Here is a 25,907-nt window from a genome sequence, read left to right as displayed (position 1 = left end):
GCTAAAGAATGCGCATGGAGAAATCCGTGGCGCGCACGTCTTTGGTGAGCGCGCCGATCGAGATGCGGTCTACGCCCGTTTCCGCGATCGCGCGCACGGTCTCGAAGTTCACGCCGCCCGACACTTCCAGTAACGCACGGCCCGCTGTGATGCGCACGGCGTCGCGCATGGCGTCGAGCGCGAAGTTATCGAGCAGGATCGATTCAGCGCGATGCGTCAACGCCGTTTCGAGCTGCGCGAGGGTTTCCACTTCGATCTGAATGGGCACGCCGGCGTTCAGGGCGAGCGCCGCATCCATCGCCTCGCCCACGCCACCCGCCGCCGCGATGTGATTCTCCTTGATGAGGATGCCGTCATACAGCGCGAGGCGCTGATTCGCGCCGCCACCGACACGCACTGCGTACTTCTGCGCGAGCCGCAAGCCCGGCAGCGTTTTGCGCGTATCGAGAATGCGGGCACGCGTGCCTTGAATCGCATCGACAAAACGGCGCGTCGCGCTCGCCACGCCGGAAAGCAGTTGCAGGAAGTTGAGACCGTTGCGCTCGGCGGTCAGGAGCGCACGCGCGGGACCGCGCAGTAACGCGACCGGCGTGTCCGCCGCCATGCGCTGCCCTTCCCCGTAATGCCATTCCATCTCGATCGACGGATCGACGCGGCGCATCACTTCGACGAACCACGGCACGCCGCACAGCACGGCATCCTCGCGCACGAGAATGCGCGCCGTGCGCCGCGCGTCGGCGGGCACGAGACGGCCGGTGACGTCGCCGCTGCCGATGTCTTCCGCGAGCGCATCGGCGACATTGCGGGCGAGCGCCGCATCGAATGCTTCGCCGTACTGGGCGCGCACGTCTTCGAAAATCGACGTCATGCCGCCCCCACATTCGAGAACAGCGCCGCGTCGTTGGCCAGATCGCCGCTCGTCTGCACGCGCTTCTTGTGGCGCGCGGCGAAATCGAGCATGCGGTCGATAGGCACGCGCGCCCGCTCGCCGATGGCCGCATCGATTTGAATCTCGTTGTGGCCGCGTTCGAGCACGTCGGCGAGATTGGCGAGGCCATTCATCGCCATCCACGGACAATGCGCGCAGCTCTTGCAGGTCGCGCTGTTGCCGGCCGTGGGCGCCTCGATGAACGTCTTGCCCGGCGCGGCCAGCCGCATCTTGTGCAAGATGCCGAGGTCCGTCGCGACGATGAAGCGTTGCGCATCGAGCCGCACGGCGGCGTCGATCAGTTGCGTGGTCGAGCCGACGACATCCGCGAGCCGCACGACGGCTTCCGGCGATTCGGGATGCACGAGAATCTTCGCGTCCGGATATTCGGCGCGCAGCAGGTCCAGCTCGATGCCCTTGAACTCGTCATGCACGAGGCACGACCCCTGCCACAGCAGCATGTCCGCGCCGGTCTTCTTCTGGATGTAGCCGCCGAGATGCCGGTCGGGCGCCCACAGAATCTTTTCCCCGCGCGCGTGCAGGTCCGCGACGATTTCGAGCCCGATCGACGACGTGACCATCCAGTCGGCGCGCGCCTTCACGGCGGCGCTCGTGTTCGCGTACACGACGACGGTGCGCTCCGGATGGGCATCGCAGAACGCGGAGAATTCGTCGGCCGGGCAGCCGAGATCGAGCGAGCAGGTGGCATCGAGATCGGGCATCAGCACGCGCTTCCCCGGGCTCAGAATCTTGGCCGTTTCGCCCATGAAGCGCACGCCCGCGACGACCAGCGTTTTTGCGCCGTGGTCGCGGCCGAAGCGCGCCATTTCCAGGGAATCGGCGACGCAGCCGCCGGTTTCGTCGGCGAGCTCCTGGAGCTCGGCATCGACGTAATAGTGGGCCACCAGCACCGCCTGCTCGCGCCGCAACAGCGCGCGAATGCGCTCCTTCAGCGCACGCTTTTCTTCCGGCGATGGCGCGTTGGGCACTCTCGCCCACGCCTCGCCCACTCCACACGTCAGGCCTTGCGGCCGGTCGTACTCGACGCTTCTGATCGCTTCCATGTCTCCTGTCCCACCCTTCGAGCCAAAAACAATGCGAAATCCGCGGCACAAAAACAAAGACCCCGCCAGAGCGGGGTCTTGTGACGTCTTAAAATCTTAGCGGATATCGCTTACAAAGCGTAGCGACGCAAACGCAGCGCGAAATCCTGCAGCGCCTTGATGCCGCTCTGCTCCGCACGATGGCACCAGTCCTGCAATTGAGCCAGAAGTTGCTCGCGCGACGCGTTCGAACGGTCCCACATTGCCGCCAGATCCTTCCGCAGTTCGATATACGTGCGCAGCTTCTGGTTGTCCGAGAACAACTCGGGCAGTTGCTGGCGCTGCGGTTCGTTCAGGCCGTCTTCTTCCTTATGGAACCACTTGCGCGCGCCGCGCATCAGTTGATACTTCTCGCGCGCACCGGCTTCCTTCAGCTTCGCCAGTTCCTGAGCGTATGCGTGCTTGAGCGCCTTGCCGTAGCGCGCCATGACTTCGTAGCGGTTGGCCAGCACGGCCTGCAGCGTGTCGTGATCCACCACTGCCTTGCTTTCCGAGAGTCGCGGCGTGGGCGCGAGCTTCTTCACCTTGGCGAGACCCATTGCCGACAGAATGCGGATGTAGAGCCAGCCGATATCGAACTCGTACCATTTGCTCGACAGCTTCGCCGACGTCGCATACGTGTGATGATTGTTATGCAGTTCTTCGCCGCCGATCAGGATGCCGAGCGGGAAGATGTTGGTGCTCGCATCGGCGGAATTGAAGTTGCGGTAGCCCCAGAAGTGCGCGAGACCGTTGACCACGCCCGCCGCCCAGAACGGAATCCAGATCATCTGCACGGCCCACACCGACAGCCCGACGATGCCGAACAGCGCGACGTCGATCACCATCATGATGCTGATGCCGAGAATCGGATAGCGCGTGTACACGTTGCGTTCCATCCAGTCGTTCGGCGTACCGTGACTGAAGCGGCGCAGCGTTTCTTCGTTCTTCGCTTCCGCGCGATACAGTTCCGCGCCTTCGAGCAGCACTTTCCAGATGCCGCGCGTCTGCGGGCTGTGCGGATCTTCTTCCGTCTCGCACTTCGCGTGATGCTTGCGGTGAATCGCGGCCCACTGACCGGTCAGCATGCCGGTGGTCATCCACAGCCAGAAGCGGAAGAAATGGCTTGCGATGGGATGCAGGTCCAGCGCGCGATGCGCCTGGCAGCGGTGCAAATAAATGGTGACGCCAGCGATGGTGACATGCGTCACTGCAAGCGTGAACAGCAGAATCTGCCACCAAGAAAAGTCGAGCAATCCGTTGGCGAGAAATTCGAGGGAAGAATTCAGCAAGGCGGTTTACCTGTGTAGCTGTGAAATTCGGGAAAAATGGCCGGTTAAAACCGTTCCGAGGCGATTCCGAAACGCGAGGCGGCCGGCTTGTCGGGCACGTGAAAGGTGTGCGCGCGGGTTCGATCGCATTCTACTGCAGTCGTTCCAAGTCTTTGTCGGAAAGGTGAATTTTTTTGAATCTCCCGCAAACCGGGAAAATCTCACGCGCCGCTTTTCCGTTCGGTTCCTTACGGAAACGGAAGGAATGACGCACGCCCCACTAGTCAGACCGCGCTCTGAGGCACACCTGCGCCGTCATCGCGCCACCGTTCGGCATTTCGTACCGGGCCGGCCGCTGCGCCCTGGACGATTCTGATTTCCCGCTGCGCATACGGAATGGCAATTCCGTTCTCCGAGAATAACCGCCACACGCACCGGTTGACTTGCGACTTAACGCCGCCCGTGCCCTTGGCCGCGTCTTCGATCCAGAAGCTCAGTTCGAGATTGATGCCGTCGGCGCCGAAGCTCGCGAGCAGCGCAGCGGGCGCCGGGTCCTGCAACACGCGCTCGACGCCCTGTGTCGCTTCGACGAGCAGTTGCATCGCGCGTTCCACGTCGCACTCATAGCTGACCTGCACGGCGACCTTCGCGTTCCCGCGCGTCAGATACGACGAGTGATTCTGTACGACATCGGTAATGAGCTTTTCGTTCGGAATCAGCGTTTCGATGCCGTCGAGCCCGCGCACCACCGTATAACGCGTGCGAATCTGCGTGACCGTGCCCTGCGAGCCGCCCACGCTGATCATGTCGCCGAGCCGCAGCGACCGGTCGAGCAGAATGATGAACCCCGACACGTAGTTGCTCGCGATCTTCTGCAAGCCGAAGCCGAGCCCCACGCCGAGCGCGCCGCCGAACACGCCGAGCACCGTGATGTCGATGCCGACGATCGACAGGCTGACGAGGATCGCCGCCAGGATCATCAGCGCCCGCGCGACGCGCGCAAGCACGACCTTAAGATTCGCATCGAGCGAGCGGGCGCGCATCAGGCGGTCGTCGATGAGCGCGCCGGCCCACATCGCCACGATCAGCGTCACGCAGACCCACAGCACGCCCGAGGCGAGCGAGAGCAGCGTCATGTGCGCGTTGGCGAAGTTGAAGCGTACGCTCGCCATCCAGCGGACGACGTCGTCCTGAATGCCCATCACCGTGAGCAGCATGGCAAGCCAGACGATCACCGTGACGAGTTTTTCGAACACGAAGAGCAACGCGTGCGCTTCATGCTCCGTCCCGCCGCTGCCGCTCGTCCGGAAAACGCGCCGCACCGCGTAGAACATCATGTAGATGACGGTGATGCCGCACAGCGGCACCAGCGCGAGCCGCAAAAGCGACGTGTGGATGAACGGCGCCAGCGCGAGCTGCGCGATGGCCACGAAGACCATGCCGAGCAGCGGAAACAGCGCCTTGTTGAGGCTTTCCGCGCCGAACCGAACGGCCTCGAAGCGCGACTGACGACGCGCATCGAGCTTTCTGCGCAGCACCCGCGCGCACCACCATGCGACCGCGAGCAGGCCGAGCAGCGCGCCCACCTGCCAGAGCACTTCCGGTTCGCCGAAATCGCGGAAAAGGCGCTCGGACAGGTGCGTCAGGAAGCGGTTCTGCATCGACGCTTAAGCGGTTTGTTCCCCGGCGTCATCCTGCGTCGCCTTCTGGGCCTTCGCTTCGGGCACGCGCTCCAGCACGGCGGCGAAGAAGCCGTCCGTTCCGTGCTTGTGCGGCCACAGCGACAGGTAATCGCCGGTATCGAGATCGATGCGCTGCTCCGCGAGCACATCGCGCGCGGGAACGACGCGGAAGTTCGGATGCGTTTCCAGGAACTGCGCGACGACGCCCTCGTTTTCTGCTTCGAGCATGCTGCACGTCGCATAGACGAGACGGCCGCCCGTCTTCACGAGGCGCGCGGCGCTCGTGAGAATCGACAATTGCTTCGGCGTGAGCTCCGCGACGGTCGCGGGCGATTGCCGCCACTTCAGGTCCGGATTGCGGCGCAGCGTGCCGAGGCCCGAGCACGGGGCATCGACGAGCACGCGATCGATCTTGCCCGCGAGACGCTTGATCTTCGCGTCATGCTCGCTGTCGATCAGCACCGGGTTCACGTTCGACAAGCCGCTGCGCGCGAGGCGCGGCTTCAGCTTCGCGAGACGGCGATCGGACACGTCGAAGGCATACAGACGGCCGGTGGAGCGCATCATCGCGCCGAGCGCGAGCGTCTTGCCGCCCGCGCCCGCGCAGAAATCCACGATCATCTCGCCACGGCGCGGCGCCATCAGCGAGCACAGCAACTGGCTGCCCTCGTCCTGCACTTCGATCCAGCCTTCCTGGAACGGCGCAAGACGCGTGAGCGCGGGCTTGCCGTCCACGCGGATGCCGAACGGCGCGAACGGCATTTCGCCCGCGTCGATGCCCGCGTCGACGAGCGCCTTCAGCGCCGCTTCGCGCGTCGCCTTGATCGGATTCGCGCGCAGATCGAGCGGTGCCGGATAGTTCAGCGCGGCGGCGAGCTGCGCGAGCTCTTCCGGCTCGAAGCGCCTGGCCATCGCGTCGTGAATCCATTGCGGCAGATTCGTGCGCACGCGCACGGGCAGGCTCGCCGGATCGATCTTCGATACCTGCGCGAGCCATTGATATTCGTCGGCGGACACGTGCGGCTTGAGCGCGCTCAGGCCTGCCGTCTGCATCAGCCCCAGCAGCGCGAGACGCCGCGCCTGGTTGCCGCTGCCGCTTTCCGCGAGATGCGAGAACTCCATCTTCCGGCGCAGCACCGCGAAAACCGCCTCGGCAATCACGCCGCGCTCGCCGTGGCCGAGCTTCGGATGCGCGCGGAAGAAGCGGCTCGTCGCGGCATCGGCGGGACCGGCGAAGCGCAGCACGTCCGCCAGCAGCGTTTCGGTTTGACCAATCAGAAATCCATGCAGCCTCATACGCCCTCCCCGGCAATGTCGGCAAAGAGCCATTGCGGCTCAGACGGCGTGAGAGCGACACGTTCGCCCTCGATACAAAGACGCCCTTCGATGAACCAGCGCACCGCGCGCGGGTAAATGATGTGTTCGACCGTCAGCACGCGCGCGGCGAGCGCGGCGGCATCGTCGCCGGCGATGACGGGCACCGCGCCCTGCGCGACGATCGGCCCGTGGTCGAGCGTCGGCGTCACGAAATGGACGCTCGCACCGTGCACGCGAACGCCGGCGTCGAGCGCCTGCTGATGCGTGCGCAGCCCCGGAAAACACGGCAGCAGCGACGGATGAACGTTCAGCATGCGACCGGCATAGCGTTCGACGAAAGCATCGGTCAGCACGCGCATGAAGCCGGCCAGCACGACGACATCCGGCTCGAAGCGGTCGATTTCGCGGGCGAGCGCGGCGTCGAATGCGGCGCGGTCATCGAACTCGCGGTGATCGACCACGGCGGTCTCGATGCCGTTCGCAGCCGCGAAGCCGAGCCCGGCGGCATCGGGACGGTTGGAAATGACCGCCGCGACGCGAGCCGGCCAGCCTTCACGCGCACACGCGCGCACGACGGCTTCCATGTTGCTCCCGCGTCCGGAAATCAGAATGACGATTTTTTTCATCCGCGGATTTTATCATTCGGCGGCGGCGAAAATCGTGCCAAAGGGCAGCAACCCGGCAGTCAACGTCTCCAAGGGCGGCGGCGCGGCGAGAGAACCGTCCCCGCGTGCGAGCGTTTATAATCGAATGCTTTGCGGCATCAGCCCTCCCACCGACCAACGCCTATCGTGAGAGTCTTCCGCGGCCTCCCCAACGCCGAAAGCCGGTCGCCCTGCGCACTGACCATCGGCAATTTCGACGGTGTCCATCGCGGCCACCAGGCGCTGCTCGCGCGCGTGCGTGCCGCCGCCGACGCTCGCGGGCTGCCGGTCTGCGTGATGACTTTCGAGCCGCATCCGCGCGAGTTCTTCAATCCGGCAGGCGCGCCGCCGCGCATCGCGATGCTGCGCGACAAGCTCGAAGCGTTGCGCACCAACGGCGTCGATCGCGTGGTGGTCGAGCACTTCAGTCAAACGTTCGCGAGCCAGTCGCCGGATACGTTCGTCAAGAACGTCATCGTCGATGGCCTGCACGCGCGCTGGGTCATGGTCGGCGACGACTTCTGCTACGGCGCGAAACGCGCGGGCAACTTCGCATCGCTCAAGGCGGCGGGCGACCAGTACGGCTTCGAAGTCGAGCAAATGGCGACCGTCGCGCATCCGAACGGCGCGCGCATTTCGTCCTCGTCGGTGCGGGCGTCGCTCGTCGCGGGCGACCTCGAGGCGGCGCATCTCGCGCTCGGGCGTCCGTATGTCATAAGCGGTCACGTCGTGCACGGCGCGAAGCTCGGCCGCGATCTCGGCTTTCCCACGCTCAATCTGCCGATCGCGCACAAGCGCCCGGCGGCGTCGGGCATTTTCGTCGTGCGCGTGCACGGCCTCGCGGACGAACCGCTGCCGGCGGTGGCGAGTCTCGGACTGCGCCCGACCGTCGACGATTCCGGCCGCGTCCTTCTCGAAGTCTTCGTGCTCGACTGGCACGGCGACGCCTACGGCAAGCTCGTGCGCGTCGAATTCCTGAAGAAGCTGCGCGACGAAGAAAAATACGTCGACCTGGAAACGCTGTCGGCCGCCATCGCCAAAGACGTGGACAACACGCGCGCCTACTTCGGCCTGCCGCCCGCGAGCAACGCCGGCAGCCGCGCCACGGGCTTCGCCATTTCGGCCACCGACCGAATTAGGTGAGCGCGCGATGCCGCTTTGATAAAAGCGCATCGCCCGCTGCCCCGCACTCGAATGCCCGTATCACCGCGCGCCGTTTGCAAGCGCCGTCTCACCGAATTCACTGAGTCACTCATGAGCGACAAGAAAGAGAAAGCCTCCTCGAAGTATCCGGTCAATCTGCTCGATACGCCCTTCCCCATGCGCGGCGACTTGCCCAAGCGCGAGCCCGCGTGGGTGAAGGAATGGCAGGACAAGAAGATCTACGAGAAGATCCGCGCCGCCTCGAAAGGCCGCAAGAAGTTCATTCTGCACGACGGCCCGCCGTACGCGAACGGCGACATTCACCTCGGTCACGCCGTCAACAAGATCCTGAAGGACATGATCGTCAAGGCGCGCAATCTGGCGGGCTTCGACGCGGTCTACGTGCCGGGCTGGGACTGCCACGGCATGCCGATCGAAATCCAGATCGAAAAGCAGTTCGGCAAGTCGCTGCCCGCCGCCGAAGTGATGCAGAAGGCGCGTGCGTACGCCGGCGAGCAGATCGAGAAGCAGAAGGTCGGCTTCCGTCGGCTCGGCGTGCTCGGCGACTGGGACAATCCGTACAAGACCATGAACTTCGTCAACGAGGCCGGTGAAATCCGCGCGCTCGCGAAAATCATGGAAAAGGGCTACGTGTTCCGTGGCCTCAAGCCGGTGAACTGGTGCTTCGACTGCGGCTCGGCGCTGGCCGAGGCGGAAGTCGAATACAAGGACAAGACCGATCCGACCATCGACGTGCTCTTTGCATTCGCGGAGCCGGAGAAGACCGCGCAGGCGTTCGGCCTGCCTTCGCTGCCGAAGACGGAAGGCGGCATCGTGATCTGGACGACGACGCCCTGGACCATCCCCGCGAACCAGGCGTTGAACGTGCATCCGGAGATCGTCTACGCGCTCGTCGATACGCCGCGCGGCCTGCTGATTCTCGCGCAGGAACGCGTCGAAGCGTGTCTGCAGAACTACGGCCTGCCGGGCGACGTCATCGCCACGACGACCGGCGAGAAGCTCGGCAACCTGCGCTTCCATCATCCGCTCGCGGCGGCGCATCCCGGCTACAAGCGCACCTCGCCCGTATATCTCGGCGATTACGTGACGACCGAAAGCGGTACGGGCGTCGTGCACTCGTCGCCGGCGTACGGCGTGGAAGACTTCGTGTCGTGCAAGGCGCACGGCATGGCGGATTCGGACATCATCAACCCGGTGATGGGCGATGGCCGCTACATCGAATCGCTGCCGCTCTTCGGCGGGCTGTCGATCTGGAAGGCGAATCCGCAGATCGTCGAGGCGCTCGATCACGCCGGCTCGCTGCTCAAGACCGAAAAGTACACGCACAGCTACATGCACTGCTGGCGTCACAAGTCGCCGATCATCTATCGCGCGACTTCGCAATGGTTCGCCGGCATGGACGTGAAGCCGAAGGACGGCGGGCAAACGCTGCGCGAGACCGCGCTCGAAGGCGTCGAGAACACGGCGTTTTATCCTTCGTGGGGCAAGCAGCGCCTGTACAGCATGATCGCGAACCGCCCGGACTGGACGCTTTCGCGTCAGCGTCAATGGGGCGTGCCGATGGCGTTCTTCGTGCACAAGGAAACCGGCGAGCTGCATCCGCGCACTCCCGAATTGCTGGAAGAAGTGGCGAAGCGCGTCGAGCAGGGCGGCATTGAGACGTGGCAATCGCTCGATCCGCGCGAGCTGATCGGCGACGACGCCAACATGTACGAAAAGAATCGGGACACGCTCGACGTCTGGTTCGACTCCGGCACGACGCACTGGCACGTGCTGCGCGGCTCGCACAAGGACGAACTGCAGTTCCCCGCCGACCTGTATCTGGAAGGTTCGGACCAGCATCGCGGCTGGTTCCATTCGTCGCTGCTCACCGCTTCGATGCTCGACGGCCGCCCGCCCTACGACGCGCTTCTGACCCACGGCTTCACCGTGGATGGCGAGGGCCGCAAGATGTCGAAGTCGCTCGGCAACGGCATCGATCCGCACGAGGTGGCGAATCGCCTCGGCGCGGAAACCATCCGCTTGTGGATCGCATCGACGGACTATTCCGGCGAACTTGCCATCTCCGAGGAGATCCTGAAGCGCGTGACGGAAACGTATCGGCGTATCCGCAATACGCTGCGCTTCCTGCTCGCGAACCTGTCCGATTTCGACTTCGACAAGGACGCGGTGCCGGTGCAGGACTGGCTGGAAATCGACCGTTACGCGATCGCGCTCGCGCGCAATCTGCAAGACGACGCGCTCTCGCACTACGAGAAGTACGAGTTCCACCCGGTCGTCGCGAAGCTCGCGACCTTCTGTTCGGAAGACCTCGGCGGTTTCTATCTCGACGTGCTGAAAGACCGTCTCTACACGATGAAGCCCGGCTCGCGCGAGCGCCGCAGCGCGCAGACGGCGCTGTATCACATCGCGCATGGCCTGCTGCGTCTGGTTGCGCCGTATCTGTCGTTCACGGCGGAAGAAGCGTACAAGGTGCTGAAGCCGGGTCAGGATACGATCTTCACCGAAGTCTTCCACGCTTATCCGGACATCGCGAATTCGGGCGAGTTGCTCGACAAGTGGACGCTCATCCGCGCCGCGCGCGGCGACGTGACGAAGGCGCTGGAAGAAGCGCGCACGGCGAACCAGATCGGTTCGTCGCTGCAGGCGGAAGTAGTCGTGCGGGCAAGCGGCGCGCGCTATGACGCGCTCGCAAGTCTCGGCGATGCGTTGCGCTTCGTGCTGATCACGTCGCAGGCGCAGGTCGCGCAGGTGGCGAGCGAAGCGGAAGAAGGCGTCGACGTGACGGCATCCAGTTACATGAAGTGCGAGCGCTGCTGGCACTACTGCGCGGATGTCGGCTCGCACGCGGAGCATCCGGGGCTGTGCGGCCGCTGCTTCTCCAACCTCTTCGGCGCGGGCGAAACGCGGAGCGCAGCATAATGGCAACGAAAACGATGGCGAAACAAACTTCATCGAGTGGATCGCTCGCGCCGTGGCTCGGCATCGCGCTGATCGTGATCCTGTTCGATCAGTTGACGAAAATCGCAGTGCAGAAGGTCTTCGCCTATGGCGAGCCTCACGCGCTCGCGCCTTTCTTCAACCTGCTGCTCGTCTATAACCGCGGCGCGGCGTTCAGCTTCCTCGCGGCGGCGGGCGGCTGGCAGCGCTGGGCGTTCACGGCGCTGGGCGTGGTGGCGGCGGCCGTCATCTGCTATCTGCTCAAGAAGAACGCGACGCAGCGGCTCTTCTGCGCGGCGCTCTCGCTCATCATGGGCGGCGCGATCGGCAATGTGATCGACCGCCTCGCGTATGGTCACGTGATCGACTTTCTCGACTTCCACGTGAACGCGTGGCACTGGCCGGCGTTCAATCTCGCCGATACCGCCATCACCATCGGCGCGGCGCTGCTGATTTTCGACGAACTGCGGCGCGTGCGCGGATCGCGATGATGTTCCCGGCGCGGCTCTTTTCAGCGAGCCGCGCTTTCTTTGCGACGGAGGCAAGTTGGAACTCGCAGGCAAACATCTCGTACTGGGGCTGACGGGCGGCATCGCGTGCTACAAGATCGCGGAGCTGACGCGCCTGCTCGTCAAGGCGGGCGCGACCGTGCAGATCGTGATGACCGAAGCGGCCACGCAGTTCATCACCCCCGTCACGATGCAGGCGCTCTCGGGACGCCCGGTCTACGTGTCGCAATGGGATGCGCGCATGCCGAACAACATGGCGCACATCGATCTGTCGCGCGAAGCCGATGCGATCGTCGTCGCCCCCGCCTCCACCGACTTCATCGCCAAGCTCGCGCATGGCATGTGCGACGACCTGCTGTCCACGCTGTGCGTCGCGCGTGATTGCCCGCTGCTCGTCGTTCCCGCAATGAACCGGCAGATGTGGCAGAACCCGGCCACGCAGCGCAACGTCGCGCAGGTCCGCGATGACGGCATCGAAGTGCTCGGCCCGGATTCCGGCTCGCAGGCGTGCGGCGAAGTCGGCGACGGACGCATGCTGGAGCCGTCGGCGACGTTCGAAGCCATCTGCGCATTCTTCCAGCCGAAGATTCTGCGCGGGCAGCGCGTGCTGATCACGGCGGGACCGACCTTCGAGCCGCTCGACCCGGTGCGCGGCATCACGAATCGCTCGTCGGGAAAAATGGGCTTCGCGCTTGCGCGGGCGGCGGCGCAGGCGGGCGCCGACGTGCATCTGGTCGCCGGGCCGGTGTCGCTGGCAACGCCGTGGGGCGTGTATCGCGAGGACGTGCAGACGGCCCAGCAGATGTACGACGCCGTCATGGAAGCCACGTCGGACGCGGACATTTTCATCGCGGTGGCGGCGGTCGCGGACTGGCGCGTCGATCACGCGAGCGCGCAGAAGATCAAGAAGGCGCCCGGACAGCCGTTGCCGTCGTTCGAATTCGTCGAGAATCCGGACATTCTCGCCGCCGTGGCGAAGCTGCCGAACCCGCCCTTCTGCGTGGGCTTCGCAGCGGAAAGCGCGGACCTCGACGTTCACGGCGAAGAGAAACGCAAGCGCAAGAACGTGCCGCTTCTGATCGGCAACCTCGGCCCGCTGACCTTCGGCCGTGACGACAACGAAGTCGTGCTGTTCGAGACGTCGGGTGCCACGCCGCTGCCGCGTGCCGACAAGCAGCTTCTCGCCCGCACGCTGATCGCGGAAATCGCCAAACGTGCGCCGCGCGGCGGCGCGCTCTTCTCCTGAGCCATGACGAAGCTATCGGTTCTCGATCAAACGCCGGTCATTCACGGCCACACGGTCGCGGATGCGATCGCGGCCACGCTCGACCTCGCGCAACTCGCCGATGATCTCGGCTACACGCGCTACTGGTGCGCCGAGCATCACGGCCTGTACGGCGTGTCCAACCCGTGCCCGGAAGTGATGCTCGCGCGCATCGGCAGCCTGACGAAGCGCATCCGCATCGGCTCGGGCGGCGTCATGCTGCCGTACTACAGCCCCTTCAAGGTCGCGGAACAGTTTCTGATGCTCGAAGCGCTGTTTCCGAATCGCGTCGATCTCGGCGTCGGCCGCGCGCCCGGCGGCGACATGCGCACCGCGCAGGCGGTCGCATCAGGCTCCTACAATCGCGGCGATATTTTCCCGCAGCAGGTCGCGGAATTGATCGCGCTATTCACCGGCAACATTCCCGACGATTCCCTCGCCAAAGGCGTGCTGCTGCAACCGCAGATCGACACGCGCCCCGAACTCTGGATGCTCGGCTCCAGCGACTTCGGCGGCCTCCTCGCCGCGCAGCTGGGCATCCGCTTCGCGTTCGCGCATTTCATCAACCCGCAGTACGGGCAGCACGTGGCGCAGGCGTATCGCGAGCGCTTTACGGCCGGGCACGAACAGAAGCCCTATCTCGCGGCGGCGGTCTTCGTCATTTGCGCCGATACGGACAAGGAAGCCGAAGCCCTCGAACGCGCCGTGGATCTGCGCCGCGTGCAAATGGCCTACGGGCTGAATCAGCCGATTCCATCCATCGCACAAGGCATTTCGCAGGTCTACGGCGAACGCGAACTTGCTGTGATCGCGCATGAGAAAGCGCGCAGCATCATCGGCACGCCGGAACGCGTGACCGAACAACTGCATGCGCTGCAGGAGCGATTCAACGCCGACGAACTGATCGTGCTGACAGTCGCCGGCAGCTACGCCGCGCGCACGCGGTCCTATCAACTTCTCGCCGACGCCTTCGCGCTCGGCCAAGCCTGAACCATGAAACTCGACGTCAAGATTCTCGACGCGCGCATGCGCGACTTCATGCCCGCCTACGCGACGCCCGGCAGCGCGGGCCTCGACCTGCGCGCGTGCCTCGATGCGCCGCTCGTCATCGAACCGGGCCAGACGGTGCTCGTGCCGACGGGCCTCGCGGTGCATCTCGGCGATCCCGGCTACGCCGCGCTGATCCTGCCGCGCTCGGGCCTCGGTCACAAGCACGGCATCGTGCTGGGCAATCTCGTCGGCCTGATCGATTCGGATTATCAAGGTCAGCTGATGGTCTCGACGTGGAATCGCGGCGATACCGCATTCACGCTGAATCCGATGGAACGGCTCGCGCAACTCGTGATCGTGCCGGTCGTGCAGGCGCAGTTCAATATCGTCAACGACTTCGAAGCAAGCGAGCGCGGCGCGGGCGGATTCGGCAGCACCGGCAAGCACTGAGCTTTCTCGGGGCACAAAAAAACGGCGCGGTCGAAACCGCGCCGTTTTGCTTTCATCTACCGCAATCAGTCCACTTCGATCGCTTCCGGATTCGGATTGCGCGGCGGAGCCGAATTTTCGTCGAAGGTCAACTGCACCTTGTCTTCGGCATCCACGTCCACGGTCACACGGCCGCCGTTGAGCAGCTTGCCGAACAGCAGTTCGTCGGCCAGTGCGCGGCGGATCGTGTCCTGGATCAGCCGCTGCATCGGACGCGCGCCCATCAGCGGATCGAAACCGTGCTTCGCCAAGTGCTTGCGCAGCGCATCGGTGAAGACCGCATCGACCTTCTTCTCGTGCAACTGATCTTCCAGTTGCATGAGGAACTTGTCGACCACGCGCAGGATGATTTCTTCGTCCAGCGAACGGAAGCTGATGATCGAATCCAGACGGTTGCGGAACTCCGGCGTGAACATGCGCTTGATGTCGGCCATTTCATCGCCCGACTCGCGGCGCGACGTGAAGCCGATCACCGACTTGCCCATGGTCTCGGCGCCCGCGTTCGTCGTCATGATGATGATGACGTTGCGGAAATCCGCCTTGCGTCCGTTGTTGTCCGTCAGCGTGCCGTGGTCCATCACCTGCAGCAGCACGTTGTAGATGTCCGGATGCGCCTTCTCGATTTCGTCCAGGAGCAGCACGCAATGCGGCTTCTTCGTGACGGCCTCGGTCAGCAAACCGCCCTGATCAAATCCGACATAGCCCGGCGGCGCGCCGATCAGCCGGCTCACCGCATGACGCTCCATGTACTCGGACATGTCGAAGCGCAGCAACTCGATACCGAGCGTGAACGCCAGCTGCTTCGCGACCTCGGTCTTGCCGACGCCGGTCGGGCCGGAGAACAGGAACGCGCCGATCGGCTTGTCCGTCTTGCCGAGGCCCGCGCGCGCCATCTTGATCGACGCCGACAAAGCATCGATTGCCGGGTCCTGACCGAACACGACGGCCTTCAGATCGCGGTCGAGCGTCTGCAGCTTGCTGCGGTCGTCCTGCGACACGCTTTGCGCCGGCACGCGCGCGATCTTCGAGATGATCTCTTCGATCTCGCTCTTGCCGATAGTCTTCTTCTGCTTCGACTTCGGCAGGATGCGCTGGGCCGCGCCGGCTTCGTCGATCACGTCGATTGCCTTGTCCGGCAAGTGACGATCCGTGATGAAGCGCGCCGACAACTCAGCCGCCGCCGAGAGCGCACCCGACGAGTACTTCACGCCGTGATGCTCTTCGAAGCGCGACTTGAGACCGCGCAGGATGGCGACCGTCTGCTCGACCGACGGCTCCGTCACATCGACCTTCTGGAAGCGCCGCGACAAGGCCGCGTCCTTCTCGAAGATGCCGCGATACTCGGTGAACGTCGTCGCGCCGATGCACTTCAACTGTCCCGACGACAGCGCCGGCTTCAGCAGGTTCGATGCGTCGAGCGTGCCGCCCGATGCCGCGCCCGCGCCAATCAGCGTGTGAATTTCGTCGATGAACAGAATGGCGTGCGGACGCTCCTTCAGTTCCTTCAGCACCGTCTTCAGGCGCTGCTCGAAATCGCCGCGATACTTCGTGCCCGCGAGCAACGCGCCCATGTCGAGCGAGTAGACCTGCGCATCCGCGAGAATGTCCGGCACTTCGCCGCGCGTGATGCGCCAGGCGAGACCTTCGGCGATCGCTGTCTTGCCGACGCCCGCTTCGCCCACGAGCAGCGGATTGTTCTTGCGGCGGCGGCAGAGCACCTGCACGACGCGCTCGACTTCCAGCTCGCGGCCGATCAAAGGATCGATCTTGCCGTCCTTCGCCTGCTGATTCAGGTTCTGCGTGAACTGCGCAAGCGGCGTTTCCTTCTGGGCGGCGGCATCTTCCGATTCCGGATTCGCTTCGCTGTTCGCCTTCGCGGCGTCGCCGCTGTTCGTCTTCGCGATGCCGTGCGAAATGAAATTCACGACATCGAGGCGCGTCACGCCCTGCTGCTGCAGGTAATAGACCGCGTGCGAGTCCTTCTCGCCGAAGATCGCGACGAGCACGTTCGCGCCCGTCACTTCCTTCTTGCCGTTCGAGGTCGATTGCACATGCATGATCGCGCGCTGAATCACACGCTGGAAACCAAGCGTCGGCTGAGTATCGACGTCGTCCGTGCCGGGCACGGTCGGCGTATTGTCATGAATGAAATTGCGCAGGTTCTGACGCAAATCTTCGATGTTTGCTGCGCAGGCGCGCAACACCTCAGCGGCGGTCGGATTGTCCAACAAGGCCAGTAAAAGATGCTCGACCGTAATGAACTCGTGCCGCGCCTGACGTGCTTCCATAAACGCCATGTGCAGACTGACTTCCAGTTCCTGGGCAATCATGCTTCCTCCATCACGCACTGCAGCGGATGACCCGCCTGCCGTGCATGGCTAACGACTTGCTCAACTTTGGTCGACGCAATGTCCCGCGTGTAGACCCCACAAACTCCCCTGCCCTCGCGATGAACCTTCAGCATGATCTGCGTCGCAGTCTCACGATCCTTATTGAAGTATTCCTGCACGATCATCACGACGAATTCCATCGGCGTGAAGTCGTCATTCAGCAGCACCACCTTGTACATCGCCGGCTTCTTGAGCTTCTGCTCCTGCCGCTCGAGTACCGTGCCATCCTGCTTGTTGGGATTAATCGCCATACACCCATTCTAAACAACACGGGCGCTCTCGCAATTGCCGCTCCAGCACCGGCTACACAACCGGAAAGGGTTACTGAAACGTACATTGCGCAGCTACCGTCCATCGTATCCTGCCGCCGCCCAAGGATCTCGGCGCGGCCCGCTTGCACCTCGTCGAAACCAGTATCGCACAGCTTCAAAAAAAACAAGCGATGCCACCTTGGCGGGGCCGCCGGGCGTATCACACAAGTGAGTCGATTATGCGACTTTTCAAGATGACTTGCTTGGACGGAGGCGCACACGCGAAGCAGGAATTACCCTACGAATGCGTTCGCTGCAACGAGCATAAGCTCTATCTTAAAAAATTCTTGACACTCGATTTAAGAGATTCAACAATCAAACTGGCACTTTTTTCCGGGGGCCTCCGGGCAAAAAAGGCCGAGGTGAGCTAGTGAGGAGGGGCGGTTGGCTTGAGGGGTGGGCCGTCGGGCTTTTCGAACGTGCTCGGGTTGCGACGAGAGTTAGAGGGGAAGTACGAATGTCTACTGGTACGGTCAAGTGGTTCAACGACGCGAAAGGCTACGGATTCATCACGCCCGATGAAGGCGGCGAGGATCTGTTTGCGCATTTCTCGGCGATTCAAATGAACGGTTTCAAGACGCTCAAGGAAGGCCAGAAGGTTTCTTTCGAGATCGTCCAGGGACCGAAGGGCAAACAGGCATCGAATATTCAGGACGCTGCCTGACCGTTCGGCTGCATTTGCCTCGTGAAACCCGGCCTTCGCGCCGGGTTTTTTTGTGGCCGTTTTCCGAAACCGGCCGCCTGAAGCCGGCGAAATAAAAACCCCGAAAGGCCCGAGCCTTTCGGGGTTATTCGAATGCGGACCGTGAAGCGCGAACGCTCACATATTCTCGATCATCACCTCGCCGAACGCCGAGCAAGAAACCTGCGTCGCGCCTTCCATCAGCCGCGCGAAGTCATACGTCACGCGTTTCGAAAGAATCGACTGCTCCATCGACGCGATGATGCGGTCCGCCGCTTCCGTCCAGCCGAGATGACGCAGCATCATTTCAGCGGAGAGAATCTCGGAACCCGGGTTCACGTAGTCCTTGCCCGCATACTTCGGCGCGGTGCCGTGCGTTGCTTCGAACATCGCGACCGAGTCCGACATGTTCGCGCCCGGCGCAATGCCGATGCCGCCGACCTGCGCGGCGAGCGCATCGGAGATGTAGTCGCCGTTCAGATTGAGCGTGGCGATCACGTCGTACTCGGCGGGACGCAGCAGAATCTGCTGCAGGAAGGCATCGGCGATGACGTCCTTCACCACGACTTCCGCGCCCGTCTTCCGGTCCTTCACCTTCATCCACGGACCGCCGTCGATCAGCTCCGCGCCGAATTCCTTCTGTGCGAGCGCGTAGCCGTAGTCGCGGAACGCGCCTTCGGTGAACTTCATGATGTTGCCCTTGTGCACGAGCGTCACCGATCGGCGATTGTTGTCGAGCGCATACTGGATCGCCTTGCGCACGAGCCGCTCCGTGCCCTCGCGCGACACCGGCTTGATGCCGAGTCCCGACGATTCAGGGAAGCGGATCTTCTTCACGCCCATTTCGTCGCGCAGGAACGCGATCACCTTCTTCGCCTCGGCGGACTCCGCCGGCCACTCGATGCCCGCATAGATGTCTTCCGAGTTCTCGCGGAAGATCACCATGTTCACCTTGTCCGGCTCGCGCAGCGGCGAAGGCACGCCCTTGAAGTAGCGCACCGGGCGCAGGCAGACATAGAGATCGAGTTGCTGGCGGAGCGCCACGTTCAGCGACCGGATGCCGCCACCGACCGGCGTGGTCAGCGGCCCCTTGATCGACACGAGGTATTCCTTCACGACATCGAGCGTTTCGTCGGGAAGCCAGACGTCCGGCCCGTAGACGCGCGTCGCCTTCTCGCCCGCGTAGATCTCCATCCAGTGAATCTTGCGCTTGCCGCCGTAGGCCTTCTCGACCGCCGCATCGACCACCTTGATCATGACGGGCGTGATGTCGACGCCCGTGCCATCGCCCTCGATATACGGGATGATCGGCTGATCCGGCACGTTGAGCGAGAAATCCGCGTTGACGGTGATCTTGTCACCGTCCGCCGGTACCTTGATGTGCTGATACGGCATGGTCGACTCCAGAGAAGGTCGGGCTCTAATGGAAGCTGGCGGTATTGAGCGGCACGGCCGGGCGTCGTTCGCAGGGATGGCCAGAGCATCATTCTAACCATGCCCCGCCTGGCGGCTATCGCGCTCTGCCATTGCAAAGGCGGTTCGCGAATCATTATGCATTAAGATGCCGCTCCGACCGTCCTTGCGCCTGCCCTGTCTTCCGATGCCGCTCATCGCACTCAACAAACCCTTCGGCACGATCTGCCAGTTCTCGGCGCACGAGACGCGGCCGTCGCTCGGCGACTGGGTGAAGACGCCGGGCGTCTATCCCGCGGGCCGCCTCGATGCCGACAGCGAAGGGCTGCTGCTCCTCACCGACGACGGCGCGCTCCAGGCGCGCATCGCCGAGCCGCGTCACAAGCTCGTCAAGCGTTATTGGGCGCAGGTCGAAGGCGCACCGGGCGACGATGCCCTTGCGCATCTCGCCCACGGCGTCGATCTCGGCGATTACGTGACGCGCCCGTGCCGCACCGCGTTCGTTCGCGACGAGCGCATCGAAGCGCTATGGCCGCGCAATCCGCCGATCCGATACCGCGCCGCCATCCCGACGACGTGGATAGAACTCGCCATCACCGAAGGCAAGAACCGGCAGGTCAGGCGGATGACGGCCGCCGTCGGTTTTCCGACGCTGCGGCTCGTGCGCGTGGCGATCGGCGCCCTCGATATCTTCGCACTCGACCTTGCGCCCGGCGAAAGCGTCGAAGTGCCTGCGCGATCTCCGTGGCAGCGCACCGGTTGAATGTCGCCCGCATGCGCTGATTTTTATCGGCGTGATTCACGGCGATGACATCGACCGATGACAAGCCACTCGCAGTGCGAACTTTTTTTTCATTCGCCGCGCGATTCTCATGAAAAAGACGTCAACCGACCTTTTGCACGATGCGTTAAGCGCCATAGATGCCGTGCAAAGCTATCCGGCATGAACGAATCAACCTTTCGATAACCTGTGTGCTCCAGGCTATTTGAAAGGAAAAGCGTTCACAGCCGTATCGCGTTTCTTTCGTCGATACGACTGTCAACCGAAAGGTGGATGGCTCGTTTACCGACATGACTCAATGACCGGGTCGTTTGGTTAATCAAACTCAAGCTGAGGATTCACAAATGAACAAACTGATCGCTGCTCTCGTCGCTGGCCTGTTCGCAACGGCTGCATTCGCACAAGCTTCGGCTCCGGAAGCTGCTGCTCCGGCGGCTGCTTCGGCTGCTGCTCCGGCGAAGGCACACAAGTCGTCGTCGAAGAAGCACGCACACAAGGCTTCGCACCACAAGAAGTCGCACAAGGTTGCCGCTTCGGCACCGGAAGCTGCTTCCGCAGCTCAGTAAGTTCGTTGTAAGAGGCGGTAAAGCGAAGTCAACAACAAGCATTACCGCCGCTTGCGGCGTTAAAGGGCAGATCGCCGAAAGGCATCTGCCCTTTTGTTTTGCGTCCGTTTTGTATCCTCGTCCTCGCTTCGAGTAACATGCGCGGGCCTGCTGGTTATCCGGCGCAACGACTGTTTTCAAAGGAGCATCGTGTGAATTCGCTGTTGCTTTCCCTGCGTGCCTTGCGTTTTTCATTTTCTCCGCGTCGCGTGTCGATTAGGAAAGCGACGCGCGCCTTTCTCATCGCGATGCTGCTGCCGCTCGCATCCGTCACGCTGGTCGAGGCGCAGACCATGCCGCCCGGCGCGAAACAGCCGTCCGACTTTCCCCGCGCGAAACTCACCGCGGGCATGTACGTGATCGACGCCGCCGTCGCCGCGAACGATGCCGACCGCGAGCAAGGGCTCATGTATCGCACGCAGCTCGGCGCAAACGAGGGCATGCTCTTCGTGTTCAACGAGAACGCCGTGCACTGCTTCTGGATGAAGAACACGCTGATTCCGCTGTCGATCGCATTCATCCGCGCGGACGGCACGATCACCGACATCGACGAGATGCAGGCGCAGACCGAGAACAACCATTGCCCGCGCAACAACGGCGTGTACGCGCTCGAAATGCCGAAGGGCTGGTTCGCGGCCAAGGGCATCAAGCCGGGCGTGAAGATCAAGGGGTTGCCGGGCGCTCAGTGAGCCCGCCCTGTTAGCTCGCCGTGTTAACCGACAAAGGCGCGTCCTCCGACGCGCTTTTTTTTCGCCCAAGCGCCGCCTCCGAACGATGCCGAGCGGCAATTCAGGCCGAGCTGGCAAGATTCCTGCAAAGAGACTGTCGACGCGCTATCCTAAAAAGGTTAGCGCAATGCCGCCGCGACGTTCGGCGGCCGCCGCGTGGCGACGCGTACGAACTGCGCCGCGCCGCCAGGATATTTTCCACAGGAGGTTCACGTGCCCCGCAAGACCCCCATCGAGCGCTATCGGAACATCGGGATCAGCGCTCACATCGATGCCGGCAAAACAACGACGACCGAGCGCATCCTTTTCTACACCGGCGTGACCCACAAGATCGGCGAGGTTCACGACGGCGCGGCCACGATGGACTGGATGGAGCAGGAGCAGGAGCGCGGCATCACCATTACGTCGGCTGCGACGACCGCCTTCTGGAAAGGCATGGCCGGCAATTACCCGGAGCATCGCATCAACATCATCGACACGCCGGGACACGTCGATTTCACGATCGAAGTGGAGCGCTCCATGCGCGTGCTCGACGGCGCGTGCATGGTCTACGACTCCGTCGGCGGCGTGCAGCCACAGTCCGAAACCGTGTGGCGTCAGGCGAACAAGTACAAGGTGCCGCGCATCGCGTTCGTCAACAAGATGGACCGCGTGGGCGCGGATTTCTTTCGCGTGCAGCGGCAGATCGGCGAGCGCCTGAAGGGCGTGGCGGTGCCGATCCAGATTCCGATCGGCGCGGAAGAGCACTTTCAGGGCGTGGTCGATCTCGTGAAGATGAAGGCCATCGTCTGGGACGATGAGAGCCAGGGCATCAAGTTCGCCTACGAGGACATTCCCGACAATCTCAAGGAAGTCGCGCACGAATGGCGCGAGAAGATGGTCGAGGCCGCGGCGGAAGCGAGCGAGGAACTGCTCGAGAAGTACCTGACCGACCATGAAAGCCTGACCGAGGAAGAGATCAAGGCCGCGTTGCGCCAGCGCACGATCGCCAACGAGATCGTGCCGATGCTGTGCGGCAGCGCGTTCAAGAACAAGGGCGTGCAGGCGATGCTCGACGCGGTGATCGACTATCTGCCCTCCCCTGTCAACGTGCCCGCGATTCTCGGCCACACCGAGGACGATCAGCAAGCCGAGCGTCATCCGAGCGACGACGAGCCGTTCTCCGCGCTCGCCTTCAAGATCATGACCGACCCGTTCGTCGGCCAGTTGATCTTCTTCCGCGTGTACTCCGGCGTGGTGAATTCGGGCGATACCGTCTACAACCCGGTGAAGTCGAAGAAGGAACGGCTCGGGCGCATCCTGCAGATGCACGCGAACGAGCGCAAGGAAATCAAGGAAGTGCGCGCGGGCGACATCGCGGCGGCGGTCGGCCTGAAGGAAGCGACGACCGGCGACACGCTCTGCGATCCCGACAAGATCATCATCCTCGAGCGCATGATCTTCCCGGAGCCGGTGATTTCGCAGGCCGTCGAGCCGAAGACGAAGGCCGACCAGGAAAAGATGGGCATCGCGCTGAATCGTCTCGCGCAGGAAGATCCGTCGTTCCGGGTCACGACCGACGAGGAATCCGGCCAGACGATCATCTCCGGCATGGGCGAGCTGCACCTCGAAATTCTCGTCGACCGGATGAAGCGCGAGTTCGGCGTCGAGGCGACGGTCGGCAAGCCGCAGGTCGCGTATCGCGAGACGGTGCGCAACAAGGTGACGGATGTCGAAGGCAAGTTCGTCAAGCAGTCGGGCGGACGCGGCCAGTATGGCCACGCGGTCATCACGCTCGAGCCGGACCCGGGCAAGGGCTACGAATTCGTCAACGCCATCAAGGGCGGCGTGATTCCGCGCGAGTTCATCCCGGCGGTCAACAAGGGCATTCAGGAAACGCTGAAGGCGGGCGTGCTGGCGGGCTATCCCGTCGTCGATACGAAAGTGACGCTGACCTTCGGCTCCTATCACGATGTCGACTCCAACGAAAACGCGTTCCGCATGGCCGGTTCGATGGCCTTCAAGGAAGCGATGCGCCGCGCGAAGCCCGTGCTGCTCGAACCGACGATGGCCGTCGAAGTCGAAACGCCCGAGGAATTCATGGGCAACGTGATGGGCGATCTGTCGAGCCGGCGCGGCATCGTGCAGGGCATGGAGGACATCGCGGGCGGCGGCGGGAAGATCGTGCGCGCCGAGGTGCCGCTTGCCGAGATGTTCGGCTACTCGACGTCCCTTCGTTCGCTGACGCAAGGCCGCGCGACCTACACGATGGAGTTCAAGCACTACGCGGAGACGCCGAACAACGTGTCGGAGGCGATCATCAACTCCAAAGGGAAATGACCGGCGCGCGCCGTTGCGACAATCGCGTGTAATATCGGAAGTCCGTTGCTCGCTCGTGTTGGTGGCGGCAACGGACTTTTTTTGTCCACGGACGCAAAGACCATGAGCGACGCACATCACATCGATTGGCGCGAAAACGGCGTCAAGGTCATAAAGGGCGATCAGCTCGACACCAACACCCCGCAGACGCCGGGCATGCATCGCGCGGCGGCCATCAACGCGGCGCGCGTCGGCGCGCAGAAGATCTGGGCGGGAACCGTCACCATTCATCCGAATGCGAAGACCGGCGCGCATCATCACGGCGCGCTGGAAAGCGTGATCTACATCGTGCGCGGGCAGGCGCGCATGCGCTGGGGCGAGCACCTCGAGTTCACCGCCGAGGCCGGACCCGGCGATTTCATCTTCGTGCCGCCGTACGTGCCGCATCAGGAAATCAATGCGAGCACCGACGAGCCGCTGCAGTGCGTGCTGGTGCGCAGCGACAACGAGGCGGTCGTCGTGAATCTGAACATCGACGCGGTCGAAGAACCCGAAGAAGTCTATTGGGTCGATCCCATTCACAAAGACCCGCACGACCACAAGCACGATCATCCGCACGGCAACTGAAGCCGGATGCGGCGCGTTCCTTGCTCCCGCGCCCTGACGCGCGACGCGGGTCCTTGCCTGACGATTACGCCGGACAACACCACACGGAACGACACCGATGAAGAAAACATCGACCGACGCGCATCACCTCGAACTCGCGCGCACGCATGCGGGCGAGCTCGGCAATCACGCGATCGACGAATTCAGGGCCGGCCGGCTCACGCGGCGCGAACTGCTGCGGCATGCGAGCGTGCTCGGCATCGCCCTCACGGCGGGCGGGCTGTTCGGCATGCCGATGGCGCGCGCCCAGGGCGCGGCCAAGCCCGGCGGGACGATCCGCGTCGCGCACATGACGCCGGCCGGCGCGGTCGATCCGCTGACGGTCACGGATTCCGCGGGCCTCGTGCTCATCAACCAGACCGGCGAATTCCTGATCGACGACGACAGCGAGACGCTTACCCTGCGCCCGGCGCTCGCGCTGTCGTGGTCGTCGAACGCGACGGGCGATGTCTGGACCTTCAAGCTCCGCCCCAACGTGAAATTTCACGACGGCCAGCCGATGACCGCCAGGGACGTCGCCGCGACCTTCAACCGCCTCGCCGATCCGAGCGCGGGCTCGGCGGCGCTGTCGGTGCTGAAGGGCGTGCTGTCGAAGAACTCGGCGAAGGCCGTCGACGATCACACCGTCGAGTTTCATCTCGACGCGCCGAACGGCAATTTTCCGTACTACGTTTCGTCGGACAACTACAACGCGGTGATCCTTCCGGCGAACTTCAGCGGCTCGTATGAGAAGTCGTTCATGGGCACGGGCGCGTTCAGGCTGGAGAAATACACGCCGAAGGTCGGCGCGTCGTTCGTGCGCAATCCGGACTACTGGGGCGACAAGGCGCTGCCCGATCGCGTCGCCTTCTCGTTCTATGCGGACCATCAGGCGCAGCTCCTCGCAATGCAGGGCCGCCAGGCCGACGTGATGGGCGACTTCACCGTGCAGGGCGGCGTCTCGCTGCTCTCGAACCCGCAATACAAGGTGCTCGGCGCGAAGTCGAGTTCGCATCGGCAGATTCACATGCGATGCGACACCGGCGCGTTCAAGGACAAGCGCGTGCGTCAGGCGCTCGCGCTCGCGGTCAATCGCGAAGTCATCGTGAAGGGGCTGTTTCGCGGACGCGCGGTCGTCGGCAACGACAGTCCGTTCGCGCCCGTCTTCCCGTCGAGCGATCTCTCCGTGCCGCAGCGCAAGCTCGATATCGCGCAAGCGAAGAAGCTGATGAGCGAGGCGGGCGTCGCGAACGGCTTCGACATCACGCTCACGACCGAGAAGTACATGGAGATTCCCGATCTCGCGGTCGTCGTGCAGAACGCGGCGAAGGCGATCGGCATTCGCATCACGCTGAAGGTCGAGAGCCAGGACCTGTATTACGGCTCGGGCACGTTCGGCAAGTCGGACTGGCTCGATTCGCCGCTCGGCATTACGGACTACGGACATCGCGGCGTGCCGAACGTGTTTCTCAACGCGCCGCTCACGAGCGGCGGCACGTGGAACGCGGCGCACTTCAGGAACGCCGAATACGACAAGCTCGTCGCGCAGTTCGTCGCGGCGCTCGACGTCGCATCCCAGAAGAAAGTCTCCGGGCAGATTCAGCGCCTGTTGCTCGATGAAACGCCTGTCATCATTCCGTACTTCTACGACCAGCTGATCGTGACGCGCGCCAGCGTCAGCGGCGTGCGCTTCAACGCGATCTCGCAGATGTGGTTCGACCGCGCGACGGTGGCCGCTTGAGCACGATCACCCCGACGGCGCACGCAGCCGACT

Annotated in this window: 22 protein-coding genes; 13 read left to right on the top strand and 9 right to left on the bottom strand. The window is 63.4% G+C overall.

What is annotated here, in order from left to right; genetic code table 11:
- Position 1 precedes the first annotated feature (1 nt).
- The 6 genes from nadC to purN form a co-directional block, all read right to left on the bottom strand.
- Positions 2-868, bottom strand: coding sequence for a carboxylating nicotinate-nucleotide diphosphorylase (gene nadC / locus P9255_RS22425; protein ID WP_309763151.1), 867 nt, complete (start codon positions 866-868; stop codon positions 2-4).
- A complete protein-coding gene (nadA, locus tag P9255_RS22420) occupies positions 865-1,992 on the bottom strand; it encodes a quinolinate synthase NadA (protein WP_309763152.1) in 1,128 nt (375 codons plus the stop codon). The genes nadC and nadA overlap by 4 nt, the downstream gene beginning before the upstream one ends.
- Positions 1,993-2,102: 110 nt before the next feature.
- Entirely contained in the window at positions 2,103-3,302 is a 1,200-nt protein-coding gene (locus P9255_RS22415) for an acyl-CoA desaturase (RefSeq protein ID WP_309763153.1), read from the bottom strand.
- 263 nt (positions 3,303-3,565) lie between these two features.
- Positions 3,566-4,942, bottom strand: coding sequence for a mechanosensitive ion channel domain-containing protein (locus P9255_RS22410; protein ID WP_309763154.1), 1,377 nt, complete (start codon positions 4,940-4,942; stop codon positions 3,566-3,568).
- A 6-nt stretch (positions 4,943-4,948) separates the two neighbouring features.
- Positions 4,949-6,259, bottom strand: coding sequence for an RsmB/NOP family class I SAM-dependent RNA methyltransferase (locus tag P9255_RS22405; RefSeq protein ID WP_309763155.1), 1,311 nt, complete (start codon positions 6,257-6,259; stop codon positions 4,949-4,951).
- A complete protein-coding gene (gene purN, locus P9255_RS22400) occupies positions 6,256-6,906 on the bottom strand; it encodes a phosphoribosylglycinamide formyltransferase (protein ID WP_309763156.1) in 651 nt (216 codons plus the stop codon). Before purN ends, P9255_RS22405 begins: the two co-directional genes overlap by 4 nt.
- Before the next feature lie 165 nt (positions 6,907-7,071).
- Between purN and P9255_RS22395 the strand changes: the two genes are divergently transcribed.
- The 6 genes from P9255_RS22395 to dut all read left to right on the top strand — a co-directional run bounded on the left by P9255_RS22395 (position 7,072) and on the right by dut (position 14,241).
- Entirely contained in the window at positions 7,072-8,067 is a 996-nt protein-coding gene (locus tag P9255_RS22395) for a bifunctional riboflavin kinase/FAD synthetase (RefSeq protein WP_309763157.1), read from the top strand.
- A gap of 111 nt (positions 8,068-8,178) precedes the next feature.
- Positions 8,179-11,010, top strand: coding sequence for an isoleucine--tRNA ligase (gene ileS, locus P9255_RS22390; RefSeq protein ID WP_309763158.1), 2,832 nt, complete (start codon positions 8,179-8,181; stop codon positions 11,008-11,010).
- A gap of 14 nt (positions 11,011-11,024) precedes the next feature.
- A complete protein-coding gene (lspA, locus tag P9255_RS22385; protein WP_404980388.1) occupies positions 11,025-11,519 on the top strand; it encodes a signal peptidase II in 495 nt (164 codons plus the stop codon).
- A 55-nt stretch (positions 11,520-11,574) separates the two neighbouring features.
- The gene (gene coaBC / locus P9255_RS22380) at positions 11,575-12,783 is read left to right on the top strand and encodes a bifunctional phosphopantothenoylcysteine decarboxylase/phosphopantothenate--cysteine ligase CoaBC (protein WP_309763160.1); all 1,209 of its coding nucleotides are present in this window, start codon (positions 11,575-11,577) and stop codon (positions 12,781-12,783) included.
- Between the two features lie 3 nt (positions 12,784-12,786).
- Positions 12,787-13,791, top strand: a complete 1,005-nt coding sequence (locus P9255_RS22375) for an LLM class flavin-dependent oxidoreductase (RefSeq protein WP_309790455.1) — start codon at positions 12,787-12,789, stop codon at positions 13,789-13,791.
- Between the two features lie 3 nt (positions 13,792-13,794).
- On the top strand, positions 13,795-14,241 hold the full coding sequence (dut, locus tag P9255_RS22370; protein ID WP_309790454.1) for a dUTP diphosphatase: 447 nt from the start codon (positions 13,795-13,797) through the stop codon (positions 14,239-14,241).
- Between the two features lie 65 nt (positions 14,242-14,306).
- On the opposite strand, the gene clpA is transcribed toward dut, so the two are convergent.
- Both clpA and clpS read right to left on the bottom strand, forming a co-directional pair.
- Positions 14,307-16,610, bottom strand: coding sequence for an ATP-dependent Clp protease ATP-binding subunit ClpA (clpA, locus tag P9255_RS22365; protein ID WP_244814254.1), 2,304 nt, complete (start codon positions 16,608-16,610; stop codon positions 14,307-14,309).
- Positions 16,607-16,921 carry an ATP-dependent Clp protease adapter ClpS gene (clpS, locus tag P9255_RS22360; protein WP_008351199.1) on the bottom strand — a complete coding sequence of 105 codons (315 nt, stop codon included), beginning with the start codon at positions 16,919-16,921 and terminating at the stop codon, positions 16,607-16,609. Before clpS ends, clpA begins: the two co-directional genes overlap by 4 nt.
- A gap of 517 nt (positions 16,922-17,438) precedes the next feature.
- On the opposite strand from clpS, the gene cspD reads away from it, so the two are divergent.
- The gene (gene cspD / locus P9255_RS22355; RefSeq protein WP_008351201.1) at positions 17,439-17,645 is read left to right on the top strand and encodes a cold shock domain-containing protein CspD; all 207 of its coding nucleotides are present in this window, start codon (positions 17,439-17,441) and stop codon (positions 17,643-17,645) included.
- A gap of 156 nt (positions 17,646-17,801) precedes the next feature.
- Here cspD and icd read toward each other — a convergent pair whose 3' ends face one another.
- Positions 17,802-19,058, bottom strand: a complete 1,257-nt coding sequence (icd, locus tag P9255_RS22350; protein ID WP_309763162.1) for an NADP-dependent isocitrate dehydrogenase — start codon at positions 19,056-19,058, stop codon at positions 17,802-17,804.
- A gap of 205 nt (positions 19,059-19,263) precedes the next feature.
- On the opposite strand from icd, the gene P9255_RS22345 reads away from it, so the two are divergent.
- The 6 genes from P9255_RS22345 (at position 19,264) to P9255_RS22320 (ending at position 25,874) form a co-directional block, all read left to right on the top strand.
- Complete coding sequence (locus tag P9255_RS22345) at positions 19,264-19,839, top strand: pseudouridine synthase (protein ID WP_309763163.1); 576 nt, start codon at positions 19,264-19,266, stop codon at positions 19,837-19,839.
- 362 nt (positions 19,840-20,201) lie between these two features.
- The gene (locus tag P9255_RS22340) at positions 20,202-20,423 is read left to right on the top strand and encodes a hypothetical protein (protein WP_309763164.1); all 222 of its coding nucleotides are present in this window, start codon (positions 20,202-20,204) and stop codon (positions 20,421-20,423) included.
- 287 nt (positions 20,424-20,710) lie between these two features.
- Complete coding sequence (locus P9255_RS22335) at positions 20,711-21,151, top strand: DUF192 domain-containing protein (protein WP_309765333.1); 441 nt, start codon at positions 20,711-20,713, stop codon at positions 21,149-21,151.
- Positions 21,152-21,403: 252 nt separating this feature from the next.
- The gene (gene fusA, locus P9255_RS22330; protein ID WP_309790453.1) at positions 21,404-23,509 is read left to right on the top strand and encodes an elongation factor G; all 2,106 of its coding nucleotides are present in this window, start codon (positions 21,404-21,406) and stop codon (positions 23,507-23,509) included.
- A 102-nt stretch (positions 23,510-23,611) separates the two neighbouring features.
- Entirely contained in the window at positions 23,612-24,115 is a 504-nt protein-coding gene (locus tag P9255_RS22325) for a cupin domain-containing protein (RefSeq protein ID WP_309763166.1), read from the top strand.
- Between the two features lie 97 nt (positions 24,116-24,212).
- On the top strand, positions 24,213-25,874 hold the full coding sequence (locus P9255_RS22320) for an ABC transporter substrate-binding protein (RefSeq protein ID WP_309763167.1): 1,662 nt from the start codon (positions 24,213-24,215) through the stop codon (positions 25,872-25,874).
- Positions 25,875-25,907: the final 33 nt, after the last annotated feature.

This window comes from Caballeronia sp. LZ019, assembly GCF_031450825.1.
Classification (GTDB): Bacteria; Pseudomonadota; Gammaproteobacteria; order Burkholderiales; family Burkholderiaceae; genus Caballeronia.
The sequence above is the reverse complement of the archived record's forward strand: the minus strand, read 5'-3'. Positions and strand labels throughout refer to the sequence as shown.